General features: G+C 62.8%; 11 protein-coding genes and 1 tRNA gene. 4 read left to right on the top strand and 8 right to left on the bottom strand.

Annotation, left to right across the window (positions count from 1 at the left end):
- Positions 1-1,209 (bottom strand): bifunctional phosphopantothenoylcysteine decarboxylase/phosphopantothenate--cysteine ligase CoaBC, encoded by a 1,209-nt coding sequence (gene coaBC / locus ACN5AZ_RS10400; protein WP_419428807.1) that lies wholly within the window; start codon positions 1,207-1,209, stop codon positions 1-3.
- A 95-nt stretch (positions 1,210-1,304) separates the two neighbouring features.
- Here coaBC and ACN5AZ_RS10395 point away from each other — a divergent pair, with 95 nt between their 5' ends.
- Positions 1,305-1,832, top strand: coding sequence for a putative metalloprotease CJM1_0395 family protein (locus ACN5AZ_RS10395; RefSeq protein WP_419428806.1), 528 nt, complete (start codon positions 1,305-1,307; stop codon positions 1,830-1,832).
- Between the two features lies 1 nt (position 1,833).
- Here ACN5AZ_RS10395 and ACN5AZ_RS10390 read toward each other — a convergent pair whose 3' ends face one another.
- The 3 genes from ACN5AZ_RS10390 to ACN5AZ_RS10380 form a co-directional block, all read right to left on the bottom strand.
- A complete protein-coding gene (locus ACN5AZ_RS10390) occupies positions 1,834-2,634 on the bottom strand; it encodes a ChaN family lipoprotein (protein ID WP_419428805.1) in 801 nt (266 codons plus the stop codon).
- Positions 2,631-3,509, bottom strand: coding sequence for an RNA polymerase factor sigma-32 (locus ACN5AZ_RS10385; protein ID WP_419428804.1), 879 nt, complete (start codon positions 3,507-3,509; stop codon positions 2,631-2,633). Before ACN5AZ_RS10385 ends, ACN5AZ_RS10390 begins: the two co-directional genes overlap by 4 nt.
- A 288-nt stretch (positions 3,510-3,797) precedes the next feature.
- On the bottom strand, positions 3,798-5,168 hold the full coding sequence (locus ACN5AZ_RS10380; RefSeq protein WP_419428803.1) for an aspartate aminotransferase family protein: 1,371 nt from the start codon (positions 5,166-5,168) through the stop codon (positions 3,798-3,800).
- A 219-nt stretch (positions 5,169-5,387) separates the two neighbouring features.
- Here ACN5AZ_RS10380 and argE point away from each other — a divergent pair, with 219 nt between their 5' ends.
- Positions 5,388-6,542 carry an acetylornithine deacetylase gene (gene argE, locus ACN5AZ_RS10375; protein ID WP_419428802.1) on the top strand — a complete coding sequence of 385 codons (1,155 nt, stop codon included), beginning with the start codon at positions 5,388-5,390 and terminating at the stop codon, positions 6,540-6,542.
- Here the strand turns inward: argE and nagA are convergent.
- Together nagA and ACN5AZ_RS10365 are read right to left on the bottom strand one after the other, a co-directional pair.
- Positions 6,530-7,633, bottom strand: coding sequence for an N-acetylglucosamine-6-phosphate deacetylase (gene nagA / locus ACN5AZ_RS10370; RefSeq protein ID WP_419428801.1), 1,104 nt, complete (start codon positions 7,631-7,633; stop codon positions 6,530-6,532). The two genes, argE and nagA, sit on opposite strands and share 13 nt — an antisense overlap.
- On the bottom strand, positions 7,630-8,472 hold the full coding sequence (locus tag ACN5AZ_RS10365; RefSeq protein ID WP_419428800.1) for a BadF/BadG/BcrA/BcrD ATPase family protein: 843 nt from the start codon (positions 8,470-8,472) through the stop codon (positions 7,630-7,632). The genes nagA and ACN5AZ_RS10365 overlap by 4 nt, the downstream gene beginning before the upstream one ends.
- 183 nt (positions 8,473-8,655) lie before the next feature.
- Between ACN5AZ_RS10365 and ACN5AZ_RS10360 the strand changes: the two genes are divergently transcribed.
- On the top strand, positions 8,656-10,752 hold the full coding sequence (locus ACN5AZ_RS10360) for a DEAD/DEAH box helicase (protein ID WP_419428799.1): 2,097 nt from the start codon (positions 8,656-8,658) through the stop codon (positions 10,750-10,752).
- A gap of 47 nt (positions 10,753-10,799) precedes the next feature.
- On the opposite strand, the gene ACN5AZ_RS10355 is transcribed toward ACN5AZ_RS10360, so the two are convergent.
- Positions 10,800-13,298, bottom strand: a complete 2,499-nt coding sequence (locus tag ACN5AZ_RS10355; protein WP_419428798.1) for a chemotaxis protein CheB — start codon at positions 13,296-13,298, stop codon at positions 10,800-10,802.
- A gap of 242 nt (positions 13,299-13,540) precedes the next feature.
- On the opposite strand from ACN5AZ_RS10355, the gene ACN5AZ_RS10350 reads away from it, so the two are divergent.
- Entirely contained in the window at positions 13,541-14,215 is a 675-nt protein-coding gene (locus tag ACN5AZ_RS10350; RefSeq protein WP_419428797.1) for a hypothetical protein, read from the top strand.
- 105 nt (positions 14,216-14,320) lie between these two features.
- On the opposite strand, the gene ACN5AZ_RS10345 is transcribed toward ACN5AZ_RS10350, so the two are convergent.
- A tRNA-Lys gene (locus ACN5AZ_RS10345) sits at positions 14,321-14,396 on the bottom strand.
- Positions 14,397-14,665 lie beyond the last annotated feature (269 nt).

Here is a 14,665-nt window from a genome sequence, read left to right as displayed (position 1 = left end):
TCAACGCGCGTCGCCGCCCAGCGCATCCGCAATCCGCGCGGCCAGCTTCCGCGCCACCTCCTGCTTGGGAGCACGTGGCCAATGCTCGGCCCCGGCTGCGGAAATCAGGATCACACTGTTTTCGGAGCCGCCCATAATGCCGGTGTCCGGTGAGACGTCATTGGCAACAATCCAGTCACACCTCTTGCGCGCGCGTTTGGCGGTCGCATGAGCCACCACATCATCGGTTTCCGCAGCGAAGCCAACCACAAGACCGGGGCGGCCCTCGCCCATCTGCGACACCGTTGCCAGGATGTCAGGGTTTTCGGCGAATTCCAGCACTGGCAAAGCCCCCGCCTGTTTCTTGATCTTCGATCCAGAGGCGCTTTTGACCCGCCAGTCCGCCACGGCCGCGGCAAACACCCCCACGTCCACCGGCAGGCACCCCATGACCGCATCATACATCTGTTGTGCGCTTTCGACCTCGATCACCTCGACCCCTTCGGGGCGCGCCACGTCTGCAGGGCCGGTGACAAAAACCACGTCCGCGCCAAGATCGCGCAACGCCTGCGCAATCGCCGTGCCCTGCGCGCCGGACGACCGATTGGCGATATAGCGCACCGGATCAATGGGCTCATGCGTCGGGCCGGAGGTCACAAGAATCCGCCGCCCCACCAGCGGCCCAGACGCCAAGGCACGCTCGACTGCGGCGACAATTTCAAGCGGCTCCGCCATTCTGCCCGGCCCATACTCGCCACAGGCCATGTCACCGTCATTTGGCCCGACCACGGAAATGCCGTCACCGGTCAGCGTCGACAGATTGCGTTGCGTCGCCGGGTGATCCCACATGCGCACATTCATCGCGGGCGCGATCATGACCGGCGTATCCGTCGCCATCAGAAGGGTCGTGGCCAGATCGCTGGCCTGACCCGCCGCCATCTTGGCCATCAGATCCGCCGTCGCCGGTGCCACGACCACCAGATCGGCCACGCGGGACAGCTGGATGTGGCCCATCTCGGCCTCTTTGGTCAGGTCGAACAGATCCCGATGCACCTCCTCTCCGGCAAGCGCGGAGACGCTCAGCGGTGTGACGAATTGCTCCGCGGCGCGGGTCATCACGGGGCTGACCGACGCGCCCCGTTCCCGCAGACGCCGGATCAGATCGAGACTTTTGTAGGCCGCAATGCCGCCGCCGATGATCAAAAGGATGCGCTTGCCAGCCAGCGTCATAGCGGTCTTCCCGTCTTCGTGAGCCCGAGGCGCAGATTAGCCGCCCCTTAACGTTTGCATCCTACCCTTGCGGCGTCACGAAAGGAAAGCAGACGATGCAGCTTCATGACAGTGAACAGAAATCGGGCTGGGCGGCACTGGCCCCGTTGATGGCCACGTATCACGCCAAACTGGCAGAGGCGCGCACAGCCGATGCACAAGCCCGGGCCAAGGACACAACCGTCACCCCGACGGACAGTTTGACGCCCACGCAGGCCGAACAGCAGATGATCAAGGACCTTGCCGCGCGCGACCGCGAGGTGCGCGCACATGAACAGGCGCATATGGCGGTGGGCGGGGCCTACGCAGGCAGTGCCAGCTACACCTACCAAATCGGGCCGGATGGAAAACGCTACGCCATCGGGGGCGAGGTGCCGATTGATGTCTCACCCGTTGCGGGGGACCCGGAGGCGACAATCGACAAGATGCAGCAGGTCAAGGCTGCCGCGCTTGCGCCAGCCGAACCCTCCAGCGCGGATCGCAAGGTGGCTGCCTTGGCAGATGCCACGCGGGCACAGGCGCAAGCCGACCTTGCCGCTCTGCGCGCCGAGGAACGCAGCGGCAGCGTGGATCACTCCGCGTAGGTTACCGGAACGCATCGCATGGGTCGGGTCGTTCCACGGCGGGCGCGTCTACCAACACATCAAATGTGCCCTCGGGTTGGCGGCCATCTTCGCCCTGCCCCAGCGACAGGATCGTCAGATCCGGCATAGCACTGCCGAGAACCGCAGGCGCGCCCCAATCCGTACGCGCATGGCCGTTCCCCGTGATCACCACCACCGGCGCCCCGTTGACCGTCACGGCCTCTCGCACGACCGCCGCGAGACGCGCGTCCCGCAGACGCTGAATGTCCACCATCACGGGCAGCATCTCGGCTGGCAAAGCGTCGCAATGCGCCGCCATCTGCAGCGCTTCACGGGCCTGCTGCTCGGCCGCGGGCAAGGGCTGATCGACGCCGAACATCTGCGCATTTGTGCCAAACACCTCTGCCAGCGGACGCCCCATGACCTCGCGCGCTTCGTCACGCGGAAGCGCGGCTCCAAAATGCTGCGCCTCCGGGGCGGCGGCAAAGATGGGATAATACAGGGCAAAATCCGGCCAGCCGTTCTCCTCCCAATACAGAAATGCACCTAGGACGCGCTCGCTGCCCAGCAATTCTGGCGTGATCGCCGAAGCGCGCACGCCGGTCAGCATTTCCCACACAATGGCGCGGGGCTGCAGCGCTGCGACCACCTCTGCCTGTCGACGGTGATGGGCGGGGTTGTCATGCACTTCGCCCAGAAACACGACGTCCGCGCCATCCAGTTGCGATATGTCAAAACCCCCGTCAGCCATGGCTGCGGGGGTCATGAATAGGGTCAGCAACAAGGTCAGCGCATAGATCATGCGAGGAAGTGTTGCACTTCTGCGCTTTGCGCCTCAAGCGCCTTTCGCATCTTGCCGAAGGCCGCTGCCTCAAGCTGGCGCACACGCTCCTTGGAAAGGCCCAGCTCGTTGCCAAGGCTTTCCAGCGTCCGCACATCTTCGCGCAGCTTGCGTTCGCGGATAATGAACCGTTCACGTTCGTTGAGCGAGCCCATGGCCTGCACCAACCAATCGCGCAGGCATTCCGTGTCGTGGGAATTCTCGACCAGTTCCGCGCTTTGTGCGCTGTCGTCTTCAAGCGTGTCGATCCACTCGCGCCCTTCGTCTTCGACAGATTGCGTCGCGTTCAGCGAGAAATCTGAGCCGGACAGGCGACCTTCCATCATCTCGACATCGCGCAGCGGCACACCGATTTCGGTGGCGATCATATGACGCAGCTGATGCCCGTCCAGCTTTTCGCCCGCTGTCTGTGCCTCCCGCTCCAACCGGGCCTGCACGCGGCGCATGTTAAAGAACAACGCTTTTTGCGACGACGTTGATCCCGTGCGGACCATAGACCAGTTGCGCATCACGTAGTCCTGGATCGACGCCTTGATCCACCATACCGCATAGGTTGAAAAGCGTACACCGCGATCGGGGTCGAATTTGTCTGCGGCTTTCATAAGACCCAGACCGGCCTCTTGGATCAGATCGTTCATCGGCGCGCCGTACCGTTTGAACTTGGCGGCCATGGAGATCGCGAGGCGCATGTAGGCCTGGATCAGCCGGTGGAGCGCTTGTTCATCGCCGTGGTCACGCCATGCGTAGGCCAATGCCAGCTCGGTCTCAGCGTCGAGCAATTCGGCCTTCATGGCCCGGCGGGAAAGGGTTTGATCGTTGAAGCCGTCGAGTGCCATGGAAACTCCCACTGTGCCGTGCATCCCCTTGATTGGAGATTTGCAGGTACTACGCGCAGCCTCCACAAAAGGTTCACTACAATTGGCAGAAAACTTCCTGTCACCTTTGTGACGCTAGGTAAATATCCGTACAAAACGCAAGCCGGAAGATAAAATTTCTTATAACAATCAGAATATTAACGGCGCACGCGCAGCTAGTAAAAAGTCAACTCCGGTCTGAAAATTATTTTGGACTAAGGCAAAATAAATTCGGGCCGGCGATCAACCGGCCCGCAGGTTCCCGCCAATTCAGCCAAGAACCTCGCGCAGGGACTCCGCCGTTTTGGTGGCAATTTCATCCGCCTCGGCACGGGTCAGACACAGCGGCGGCGCAAAGCCCAGAATATCCCCCTGCGGCATGGCACGGGCGATCACACCGCGTGCGGCCAGCGCCGCTGCAATCTGCGGCCCGACCTTGCGCGCGGGGTCAAACGCCTGCCGCGTGTCCTGCTGTTCGACAAGCTCGACGGCGCACAGCATCCCCTCGCCACGCACCTCTCCCACATGCGGATGATCGCCCAGCGCATCCGCCATCGCGCGGTTCAGATAGGCACCGGTTTCGCCTGCGTTCTGCACAAGCTCCAGCGAGTCGATCAACTTCAGGTTGGCCACGCCGGCGGCAGCACCGATGGGATGGGCCGAATAGGTCCAGCCGTGGCCAATCGGCCCGTTCTCATCCGTGCCCTGCTCCAGCACCCGCCACATCCGGTCCCCGACAATCGATCCCGACAGCGGCGCATAGGCAGAGGTCAGCCCTTTGGCGATGGTGATCAGATCCGGCTTGATGCCGTAATGATCCGATCCGAACATGGTGCCCAGCCGCCCAAAGCCGGTCACGACCTCATCGGCGATGAGCAGGATATCGTGCTTTTGCAGAACGGCCTGGATCGCCTCCCAATAGCCTTCGGGTGGCGGCACGATGCCCCCTGTGCCCAGAACCGGCTCTCCGATGAAAGCGGCAATGGTGTCGGCCCCTTCCCGTTCAATCAGCGCCTCCAGCTCGGCGGCGCACTGCGCACTGAACTGCGCCTCGGTCATCGAGGCATCGCCGCGGCGATAGTAATAGGGCGCGTCCGTGTGAATCACCTGTGCCAGCGGCAGATCAAACTTGCGGTGGAACAGATCCAGCCCGGTCAACGATCCGGTCATCAGCCCTGACCCATGGTAGCCACGCCAGCGCGAGATGATCTTTTTCTTCTCAGGCCGGCCAAGGATGTTGTTGTAGTACCAGACCAGCTTGATGTTGGTTTCATTCGCGTCCGAGCCCGACAGGCCAAAGTAGACCTTGGACATATTGGCGGGCGCGCGATCAAGGATCATCTTGGCCAGCGTGATCGACGCCTCTGTCCCGTGACCCACATAGGCATGATAATAGGCCAGCTCCCGCGCCTGTTCGGCGATGGCCTCGGCAATCTCGGGGCGGCCATAGCCCACGTTGACGCAGTACAGCCCGGCAAAGGCATCCAACATCCGGTTGCCGTCGCGGTCGGTGATATGACAGCCCTTGCCGCCGGTGATCACCCGTGTCGCGGTTTCGCCACGGGCGTGCTGGGCCAGATGTGTCGACGGGTGGAAAAAGCTCTCGCGGTCCCATTGGGCGAGTTGGTCGTTGGTCAGCATGATGCCTCCTCTGGATGCGGCTGCGCGCCGCAGGTGATGGATATAGCCAGAGGTCCGCGCGATCATCGGGGGCCAAAGGCTCCGTCATCCTGACAGCAGCGCGCAATGCCTTTATTGCCAAGGATGCAGGCACCCTAGACGAGGCCGCGCACCTTGGCCAGCGCAGTGATTGACCTTTGCCCGCGCCAGTGCCACGGCTGATGAAAAGGAGAGCATCCCATGACCTTGTTGCGCAGCGCCGAAGACCTGCTGGCCACCCTGATCGCCTATCCCACGGTGTCATCCGACAGCAATCGCGCGCTGATCGATTGGGCGGCGGATTATCTGTCCGGTTTCGGCGCGCGCTGCGAGGTTATGGTCGACGACACAGGGAGCAAGGCGAACCTATGGGCCAGTTTCGGGCCGGACACCGACGGCGGGCTGGTGCTGTCGGGACATTCCGACGTCGTCCCTGCGGAAGAGCCTGACTGGACCTCCGATCCCTTTGTCATGGTCGCGCGCGACGACCGGCTGTACGGGCGCGGCACTTGCGACATGAAGGGCTTTATCGCCTGTGTTCTGGCCATCGCACCGCAGATCGCCAACTGGCCCCTGAAGGAGCCCGTCTGTATTGCGCTGACCTATGACGAAGAGGTCGGCTGTTACGGGGCGCGTGCTTTGGTCGATGTGCTTCACCAGCGCGGGGTGCGGCCCGCCATGGCTCTGCTGGGGGAGCCGACGCTGATGCGGGTGATCGACGGGCACAAGGGATGCTGCGAATACACCACGCATTTCCATGGCGTCGAAGGCCATGCCTCTGCCCCTGATCGCGGTGTCAACGCCGCAGGCTATGCCACGCGCTACGCGACCAAACTGTTGTCGCTGGAGCAGCAATTGCGCGGGCAGGCACCCGCCGACAGCCCGTTTGATCCGCCGTGGAGCACAATCAACATCGGCCGGATTGACGCGGGCAGCGCACGCAATGTGATCGCCGGTCAGGCACAGGTGGAATGGGAAATGCGGCCCGTGACACCCCGCGATGCGGTCGAGGTATTGACCGAAATCGACCGTCACGGGGCCGAGTTGCTGGCAGAGATGCAACGCCGCAACCCCAAGGCCGGCATTCTGCGTGAAGTCATTGGCGAAGTCGCAGGCCTGATGCCGGAGCCGCGCAACCGTATGGCCGAAATCGCCTGCGCCCTGACCGGGGCCAATGGCTGCGATGTGGTCAGTTTCGGCACCGAGGCGGGGCTGTTCCAGTCGCTCGGCACGCAATGTGTGGTCTGCGGCCCCGGCTCGATCGAGCAGGCGCATCGTGCGGATGAATTCGTGGCCCGCAGCGAGCTGTCGGCCTGTCTGGATATGCTGAGCGGCCTGCGCGGCTACCTGTCCTGACCCAGCCAGCAGGCCTCACCCGCATTCAGGTGCAGCACGCGCACGCCCGCCCGCAAACGTCCGCAGCCCATCGGATCGCGCAGCACAGACGCCGGGACAGAGCTTACCATGGCCAAGGCCCGCTCCAACGGCTGACCCATCTCGGTCAGCCCTGTCGCAGCCCGCGCTAACGTCAGATCCGCCCCGGCGAGCGTGCCATCCGCCAGCGTCAAACGCCCCGCGCCGCGTAGAACCCGCCGTCCGCCAAGGTCAAAACTGTCCAGATCCGACCCCGCCACCGCCATGGCGTCGGACACCGCAAAGATCGCGCCGCGCTGTTTGGCATTCAACGCCGCCCGCAAGGCCGCCGGATGCACATGTTCGCCATCCGCAATCACACCGACGGCCACATCACTGTCCAGTGCCGCACCCACCAGACCCGGCGCACGGTGACCCAGCCCGCTCATGGCGTTGAACAGATGCGTGACACAACTGGCCCCGGCATCGAACGCCGCGCGGGCCGTCTCGTAGCTGCAATCGCTGTGGCCAAGCGATACGATCACACCCGCATCGGCCAGACGCCGGATCTGCGCCAACCCTACATTTTCCGGTGCAAGCGTCACTTTGAGGTTCGGCAAGATCGCAGCCGCGGCGACAAGTTCTGCGCAATCCGCATCGGTCATCGGACGGATCAGCGTTGCGTCATGGGCCCCCTTGCGGACAGGGTCCAGATGCGGCCCCTCAAGGTGCAGACCCAACACGCCGGACGCGCCTTGGGCGATTGCCCCGGCCACCGCCGCAATGGCAGCCGTCACCTGCGCGGGCCTATCCGTGATCAGCGTGGGCAGGATACCGGCGCAGCCGAGCCGCTGATGGGCCGCAGCAATTCGTGCCACCCCGTCGGGGCTCAGCGCTTCCCCCAACATCACGCCATCACCGCCATTGACTTGCAGGTCGACAAATCCGGGCATCAGCACGCCCTCGACGTAGGCAACCGGTGTGTCGTGGCCCGCGACATCGTCCAGAATCCGCCCCTGCGCATCCAGAAACAAAACCCGCTCGGCCCACAGCCGCTGGCCGTCGAACACCTGCCCCTTGATCGCCTGCATCATTGCTCTCTCGCCAATATCAATGCCCCGTCCAAAGCCGTGCCAATTGGGTCCGCCAGATGCCAAGGCTTTGTCAGGTAATCCACGTAAGCCGTACCAAGACCCCCCGTCAGGCAAAGCGGCTCTGCCGGATCAGCGCCCGTGGCCAGCAACGCCTGTTCGATCCAATCTGCCCCTCGGGTCATCAGCCGCACAGCCGTCACATCCCCTGCCTGCGCCGCTGCAACCACAGACGGTGCAAACACAGCAAAGGCATGGGGCGCGGCAGAGGCGGCGAAGGCCACGACGTCTGACGGCGTGCCGAAATGCGCCAGCGTGTCCCGGGTCAGCGCCGTGGCCCCGACCATGCCATCCTGTGCCGCCAGAGTCTCGGCCAGCAAGGCCCGCCCAAGCCACGCGCCAGAGGCCTCATCCGACAGGACCAGCCCCCAACCGCCAACCGCGCGCAGATCACCGCCGCACCGTCGCGCAACAAAGCTGCCCGTTCCAATCGCGGCCAAGGCACCTTCCCCGCCGCCCAAAGCGCCCGCCAGCATCGTCGGGCGGTCATCGGTCACACGCGGATCCCCGCCCAGCGCCTGCGCCACCCGCTGCGCCATGGCCGCATCCAGAACACCGGCCAGCCCAAGATGCACCCGCGCCGTGGCCGACGCGTTAGGGGCAACCCCGGCCTGTGCCACGGCCTGACCTATCGCGCTGCGCACATTGCCAATCGCGCCGTCGAAATCACTGAAGACATTGGCTGGACCCGCCGCGCCAAAACCCACCGGTGCAGCATCGCCCAAGCCCACTGCCGCACGACAGCCGCTGCCGCCACCATCCACGCCGATGTAGATCTGCATCCCGCCCCCTGCCGCTTGGCCTTGGGCATGTTGTCCGCCGCCCGGCGCCAAAGATCAACCGCACTTGCGCCAGACGCATAGCATGCAAAGCAATCAAACGTGGACAAAGCCCGCATGTTGCGCTATGCCGCGCCTTTCTGCCGCCCGATCTCTTCTGCGCGCACACCTGATGGAACTCCCTTTATGCTGACCCCCCTCCACGAAGCGCTGAACGAGCGCGGCTATTCCACGTTGACCGATGTCCAGACCGCAGTGTCCGCACCCGAGCTCGCCGAGCGCGACCTTTTGGTGTCCGCGCGGACAGGTTCGGGCAAGACTGTGGGCTTTGGCCTTGCGATCGCGCCGACCCTTCTGTCCGAAGACGGCACCCTGCCGCCGCCCGCCGCGCCGATGGCCCTTGTGGTGGCACCCACGCGCGAACTGGCCCTGCAGGTGCAGCGCGAACTGTCGTGGCTTTATGAAAAAACCGGCGCATGGGTCATCTCCTGCATCGGCGGCATGGACGCCCGCAAGGAACGTCGCGCGCTGGAACGCGGCGCGCATATTGTTGTCGGCACCCCGGGTCGTCTGCGTGATCACATCGAACGCGACGCGTTGGACCTGTCAGGCATCCGCGCCATCGTTCTTGACGAAGCCGATGAAATGCTGGACCTCGGCTTTCGCGAAGATCTGGAATTCATGCTGTCAGAGGCGCCCGACACCCGCCGGACGCTGCTGTTTTCGGCGACCGTGCCGCCGGCCATTGCCCGCCTTGCCGAAAGCTACCAGCGCGATGCGGAACGCATCACCACGCAGGTCAAAGGCGAACAGCACAGCGATATCGAATACCGCGCCATTCAGGTCACGCCGCATGACGCGGAACACGCGATCATCAACCTGTTGCGGTTTAACGATTCGCCCACGGCCATCGTTTTTGCCAATACACGCGCCGCTGTGGCACGGCTGACCACACGTCTGGCCAACCGTGGCTTTGCCGTGGTGTCGCTGTCGGGTGAACTGTCACAGGACGAGCGCAGCCATGCGCTGCAGGCGTTGCGCGACGGTCGGGCCAAGGTCTGCGTAGCCACCGATGTGGCCGCGCGCGGCATCGACCTGCCGAACCTTGATCTGGTGATCCACGCCGATCTGCCCACCAACACAGAGGCGCTGCTGCACCGCTCTGGGCGGACAGGCCGCGCCGGACGCAAGGGGACCTCTGCGCTGGTCGTGACGGACCGCGATGTCAAAAAGGCGCAGCGCATCCTGAAGTGGGCCAAGATCTCGGCAGAATGGGGCGCGGCCCCCTCACCCGAAGAGATCCGCGAGAAAGATCAGGCGCGTCTGATGGCAGACCCCGCCTGGACAGAAGAGCTGAGCGACGAAGAGCGCTCCTTTGCCGCGCAACTTCTGGAAACCCACACGCCCGAGGCCATCGCAGCCGCGTGCCTGCGCCTGTACGAGGCACAGCTGTCCGCCCCCGAGGAGCTGGGCACGCCCGCCCCGCGTGCGGAACGCGGCGAGCGCCCTGATCGCGCGGCCTTTGGCCCGTCGAAATGGGTGGCCCTGTCGGTCGGACGCAACGAAGGCGCGGAGCCACGCTGGCTGCTGCCGTTGATCCTGCGCGTCAGCAACATCGACAAGGCACAGATCGGCCGGATCAAGGTCGACCAGACCGAAACCTTCGTGGAAATCGCAGAGCCCGCGCTGGCCAGCGTTCTCAACAGCGTGGACGGTCAGGGCATTCTGGAAAAAGACATCAAGCTGCGCGCGATGGACGGAGCCCCCGATCTGGCCAGCGGTCCGCGTGGCAAGCCGGGCGGCAAACCCGGTGGACGCCCCGGCGGCAAGCCTTCCGGTCTCAAACGCAGCTTCTCGAGCGACAGCAAAGGGCCGCGTCCGGACCGCAAACCCCGCGACGACGCACGCCCTGCGCGCAAGGACCGCCCCGAAGGCGACCGCCCTGACCGCAAGCCGCGTCCTGCCCCCGCAGCAGGTGCAGGGTCTGATAGCCGTAGCGAACGCCCGCGCCGCGACGACGCGCCGCGCAAAACCTTTGGCAAACCGGCGGGCAAACCTTACGCTAAAGATGGCGACAAACCGCGTGGCAAACCCGCAGGCAAAAGCTTTGGCAAGCCCTACGACAAGGGGCCCAAACCCACCGGCGGCAAACCCTCCGGCAAACCGGCCGGCGGCAAACCCGCGGCCAAGGGCAAGCCGCGCCCCGACATGTCGAACGCGTCGGTCAGCGTGCGGGCCCGTGGCGGGGACACGACCCCGCGCCGCAAGCCGCGCAAAAGCTGATTGAAAACATCGTGCGGGGGCAGGATGCCCCGCCCCTGCACCACACGTCAGATCGCGATTTCCAGCACGACGATCAGACCCATCAGATCGTTGTTCTGCACGAAATAGGGTGCAACCCGCAGCCTGTTCACCCCCTCACCCTGAGCGAACTCCACCACTTCGGGCACCTGCCGGGACAGCACATTGGTGCAGATCTCGGTCAGGTCGGGGAATTCGGCCCACGGCAGATGCAACTGGCTGATATGTCCAAAATGCGCGCCACGCGATGACAGGCCGAACAGCTCGATCGCCCGATGCGACGCGCTTTTGATGTTCATCATCGGATCAACCGCCAGCAGTGGCACCGGCATGCATTCCAGCATCGCCGCCTGTTCCACCACCAGCTTGTTCAGCTCATCGGTATTGATCAGCAGTTCTTCGTTGACGGTGATCAGCTCTTCGTTGGTGGACTGTAACTCCTCGTTCGAGGTCTCCAGTTCTTCGTTCGTGGACTGCAATTCCTCATTGGTGGATTGCAGTTCCTCGTTGGTGGATTGCAGTTCCTCGTTCGAGGTTTGCAGCTCCTCCATCGTGATCTGCAGCGCTTCGCGGGCATCAGCCAGCTCATTCTCGACGTAGGTGATATAGCCAGCGGCTTCCTCGCCCACGCCCACCTCGGCCACGGGGCTTTCAATCTGCTCCGCCTCGATCCCGACAAGCACATGGCTGTTTTTGCCGTGCGCAGGCTTCACCGGATAGCCATGCAGCCGCACGCGGTTGAATCCGTGGCCTTCGATATTGCGCCACAGACCATCCCGCGCGGTGCCGTATTTCAAACACAGCGGAATAAGGCTGGCGGCATCCTGCGCCAGTTCCTTGATCAGGGTGTTGGTGGTCAGCCTACCGCGCACCTCGTCCGTGACGCGGGTGAAGGCGCTGATGTCGCCATAGATGCGCACCAGATCTTTTTGTTCATTGGCAAGAAAGCCCAAGGGCGCGACCGCATTGGCCAGCGCCTCGAACAGGTTATCGTTTTCGTCTTCACCCTTGCTGGCCGTCGATGTCCGACCTTTGCCCCGATCCGAACGGGTGCGTGGGCGCAGACCAAAGCGGACCAGCGCATCGCGATCAAACGAGTTGCTGCCCCGCTTTCTGAACAAACGGGTGCGTTCGGCGACATTCTCGAAATAGGGCTCCAGCTCGCCCACGTTTTCAGAGGTGCCCAGAAACAGCAGCCCCTCGGGACGCAGCGCATACAGAATGCGCGACATGACCTTATCCTGCAGGCTGTTCTCGAAATAGATCATCGTGTTGCGGAAGCTGACGAGATCGATTTCCGAAAACGGCGGGTCCTGGAACACGTTGTGTTGCGAGAACAGGACCAGCTTGCGCACCTCGGGGCGCACGCGCAACAGATTGTCGCTACGGGTGGTGAACCGGCCAAGGTATTCCTCGGGGATGCCATTGGCGCTGGAGGCCGGATAGACCCCAGCTCGCGCCCGCGCCAAGGCCGCCACATCCAGATCGGTGGCAAAGACCTGCACGTTACGCTCGGCATCTTTGGGGGACACGCCCAGAAGATCGCATAGGATAAAGGCGATGGAGTAAGCCTCTTCGCCAGAAGCACATCCCGGAACCCAGACGCGAATCGGGCGGCGATCCACGCGCGCGATATAATCGGCAAGTGCCGTGCGCAGGGCGTCGAACTGGTCCGCGTCGCGAAAGAACCGCGTGACAGAGATCAGAAGATCCCGGAACAGGGCATTGAGCTCTTCAGCGTTGCTGCGGCAGAATTCGACGTAATCGCCGTAATCCTCGAACCCCATGGCAATCATCCGGCGCTGGATACGGCGGCTGACGGTTGTTTCCTTATAATGGCGAAAGTTGACCTTGGTCTGGGCCTGCAACAGACGGAAGATATCGTCATAGACCTTGGGCTGTTCGATCAGGGCCTGCAGCTTGGAGAAATCGCGCGGACGTTTGAGAATGTTGCGCAGCTGCTCGCCGATCTGGCGCGGCGACAGCACCAGATCAATGGACCCGCTTTCCACGGCAGAGGACGGCATGGTCTCGTATTTCGCGCTGGAGCTGTCCTGCGCGATATTGATGCCCCCCGCCTCGCGGATGGCCTGTACACCATATGTCCCGTCGCTGCCGGTGCCCGACAGCACGACGCCCACACTGCATTCACCGTAATGCTCTGCGATGGAGCGGAACAGCCGATCCGCCGAGGGTTTGGGCTCTGCATGCGCGCCGGACGGTTCACATTGATGGACGCTCCCCGCCCTCACTTCGATATCCGTACGCGGCACAGGCACGTAGATTGTGTTCGGCTCCAGCGGCATATCGCCATCGACCTGCTTGACGTTCAGCCGTGTCTCTCTGGAAATCAGCGTGGGCAGGACGCTGGCGTGATGCGGCGACATATGCTGCGCCAGAACATAGGCGCAATTCAGATCCATCGGCAAATGCTGCGCCAGAAGCGACATCGCCTCTAGCCCGCCGGCCGATGCGGCGATGCCCACAACGATCTGGACCTGACTGTCGCCGTCTTTCTGCGCGTCCATACTGCCCTCGTTATCAAATTCTCAACGAGCGTTATGCGCGTTAATCCAATTTTCACCATTTCAGGTTTACGTTGACTTAACAATCGCTGCGACACGTTAACCGTAGCGTGCTTTTCACGTCCGGAGCCACGTCAATGTCTCATCCAACGCATTCTGAAACCGGCGGATTGGAATTCTGGCTTACGCGCGACGGGCCTGATGGCCCTTGGAAATTCTCCTACGCCCGTTTTCGGTCAGGCCACATGTCGACACGTATGGCTATGGATTCGCCGAAAGCGTTGGACACCGCCCTTGCTCCCGCGATCGCAGAGATCCTGCATAGCCGCCTCTGGGACGCTCAGGAAACGACCGTGCACAGCGAGTCGGACTTTGCCGCGACATTGCCGGGGCTGGAAATGAAAGGGTTGCGGGTTCTGACCCGTATTGGTCCAAACGGATCGGCTGCGGCCAGCATCCGTTTTGTGCAGACCGCCGGAGATGTAAGTGCCGTTTTCGCCAACGGCTATCGCCCGAACGCAACACCAATGGATTCGGTCGAAACGGTTGCCGCCCCTGTCCTGCATGAGTTGCTGCTGCCCGCGTTGGAAGTGTTTGATCACATTCTGGAAAACGGGCTGACCGACAGGCAGGCCAATCTGCTGACGGCGCGCATCAAAACAATGCGCGCCAAACGCGACGAATTGAGCGATTATATCGCGCTGCTGACACGGGTGGTCGAAGGTGATCTGCGCGACATTCCGGCCCGCAGTGCAACATCACTGGACGAAGCGGAAAGCCTCAAAGACGAGTTCACCGGCATCGCAGCGACCGAGCGCGCCTATGTCAGGCCACCGGCACAGATCACCGCACACAGCGGGACACGTGCCATCCAATGGACCCAAGGCAGTGGACACAGCCGCGAAGCCCGCCTGCGCTGAATTCATCCCGCCGGTCGGGAGATGATACGTCTGATTCGTACAAGCGAGATATGACACCCCTGAACGCACCACATACCCAAATCAGGTATCTTTCTGGAGGTTCAGTGGTGAGCCGTGTAGGATTCGAACCTACGACCCACTGATTAAAAGTCAGTTGCTCTACCAACTGAGCTAACGGCCCACGCTGTCTGTGGAGCGGTGTCTAAGAGTTACGGCCCAGACCGTCAACCCGATTTTCCCGCTTTTTGTCATCCAATCGTTATTTTTACACAAGTCATTGATTTTAATTAATTAAAACAACCAAACACCCCGAGGCGGGCAGTTTCCCTGCCCATCGGCCCCGTGGGAACAGGCATTAACCAGATTCGTATCCAGCCGCGTCACCCCACCCACAACAAACCGTCCCGCAGCACAGGACAGGCCGCTATGCGCTGCGGTAAACTCTGGGTT

Origin of the sequence: Sagittula sp. SSi028 (genome assembly GCF_048553715.1) — a bacterium.
Classification (GTDB): domain Bacteria; phylum Pseudomonadota; class Alphaproteobacteria; order Rhodobacterales; family Rhodobacteraceae; genus Sagittula.
This window is presented reverse-complemented; position numbering and strand designations above follow the sequence as displayed.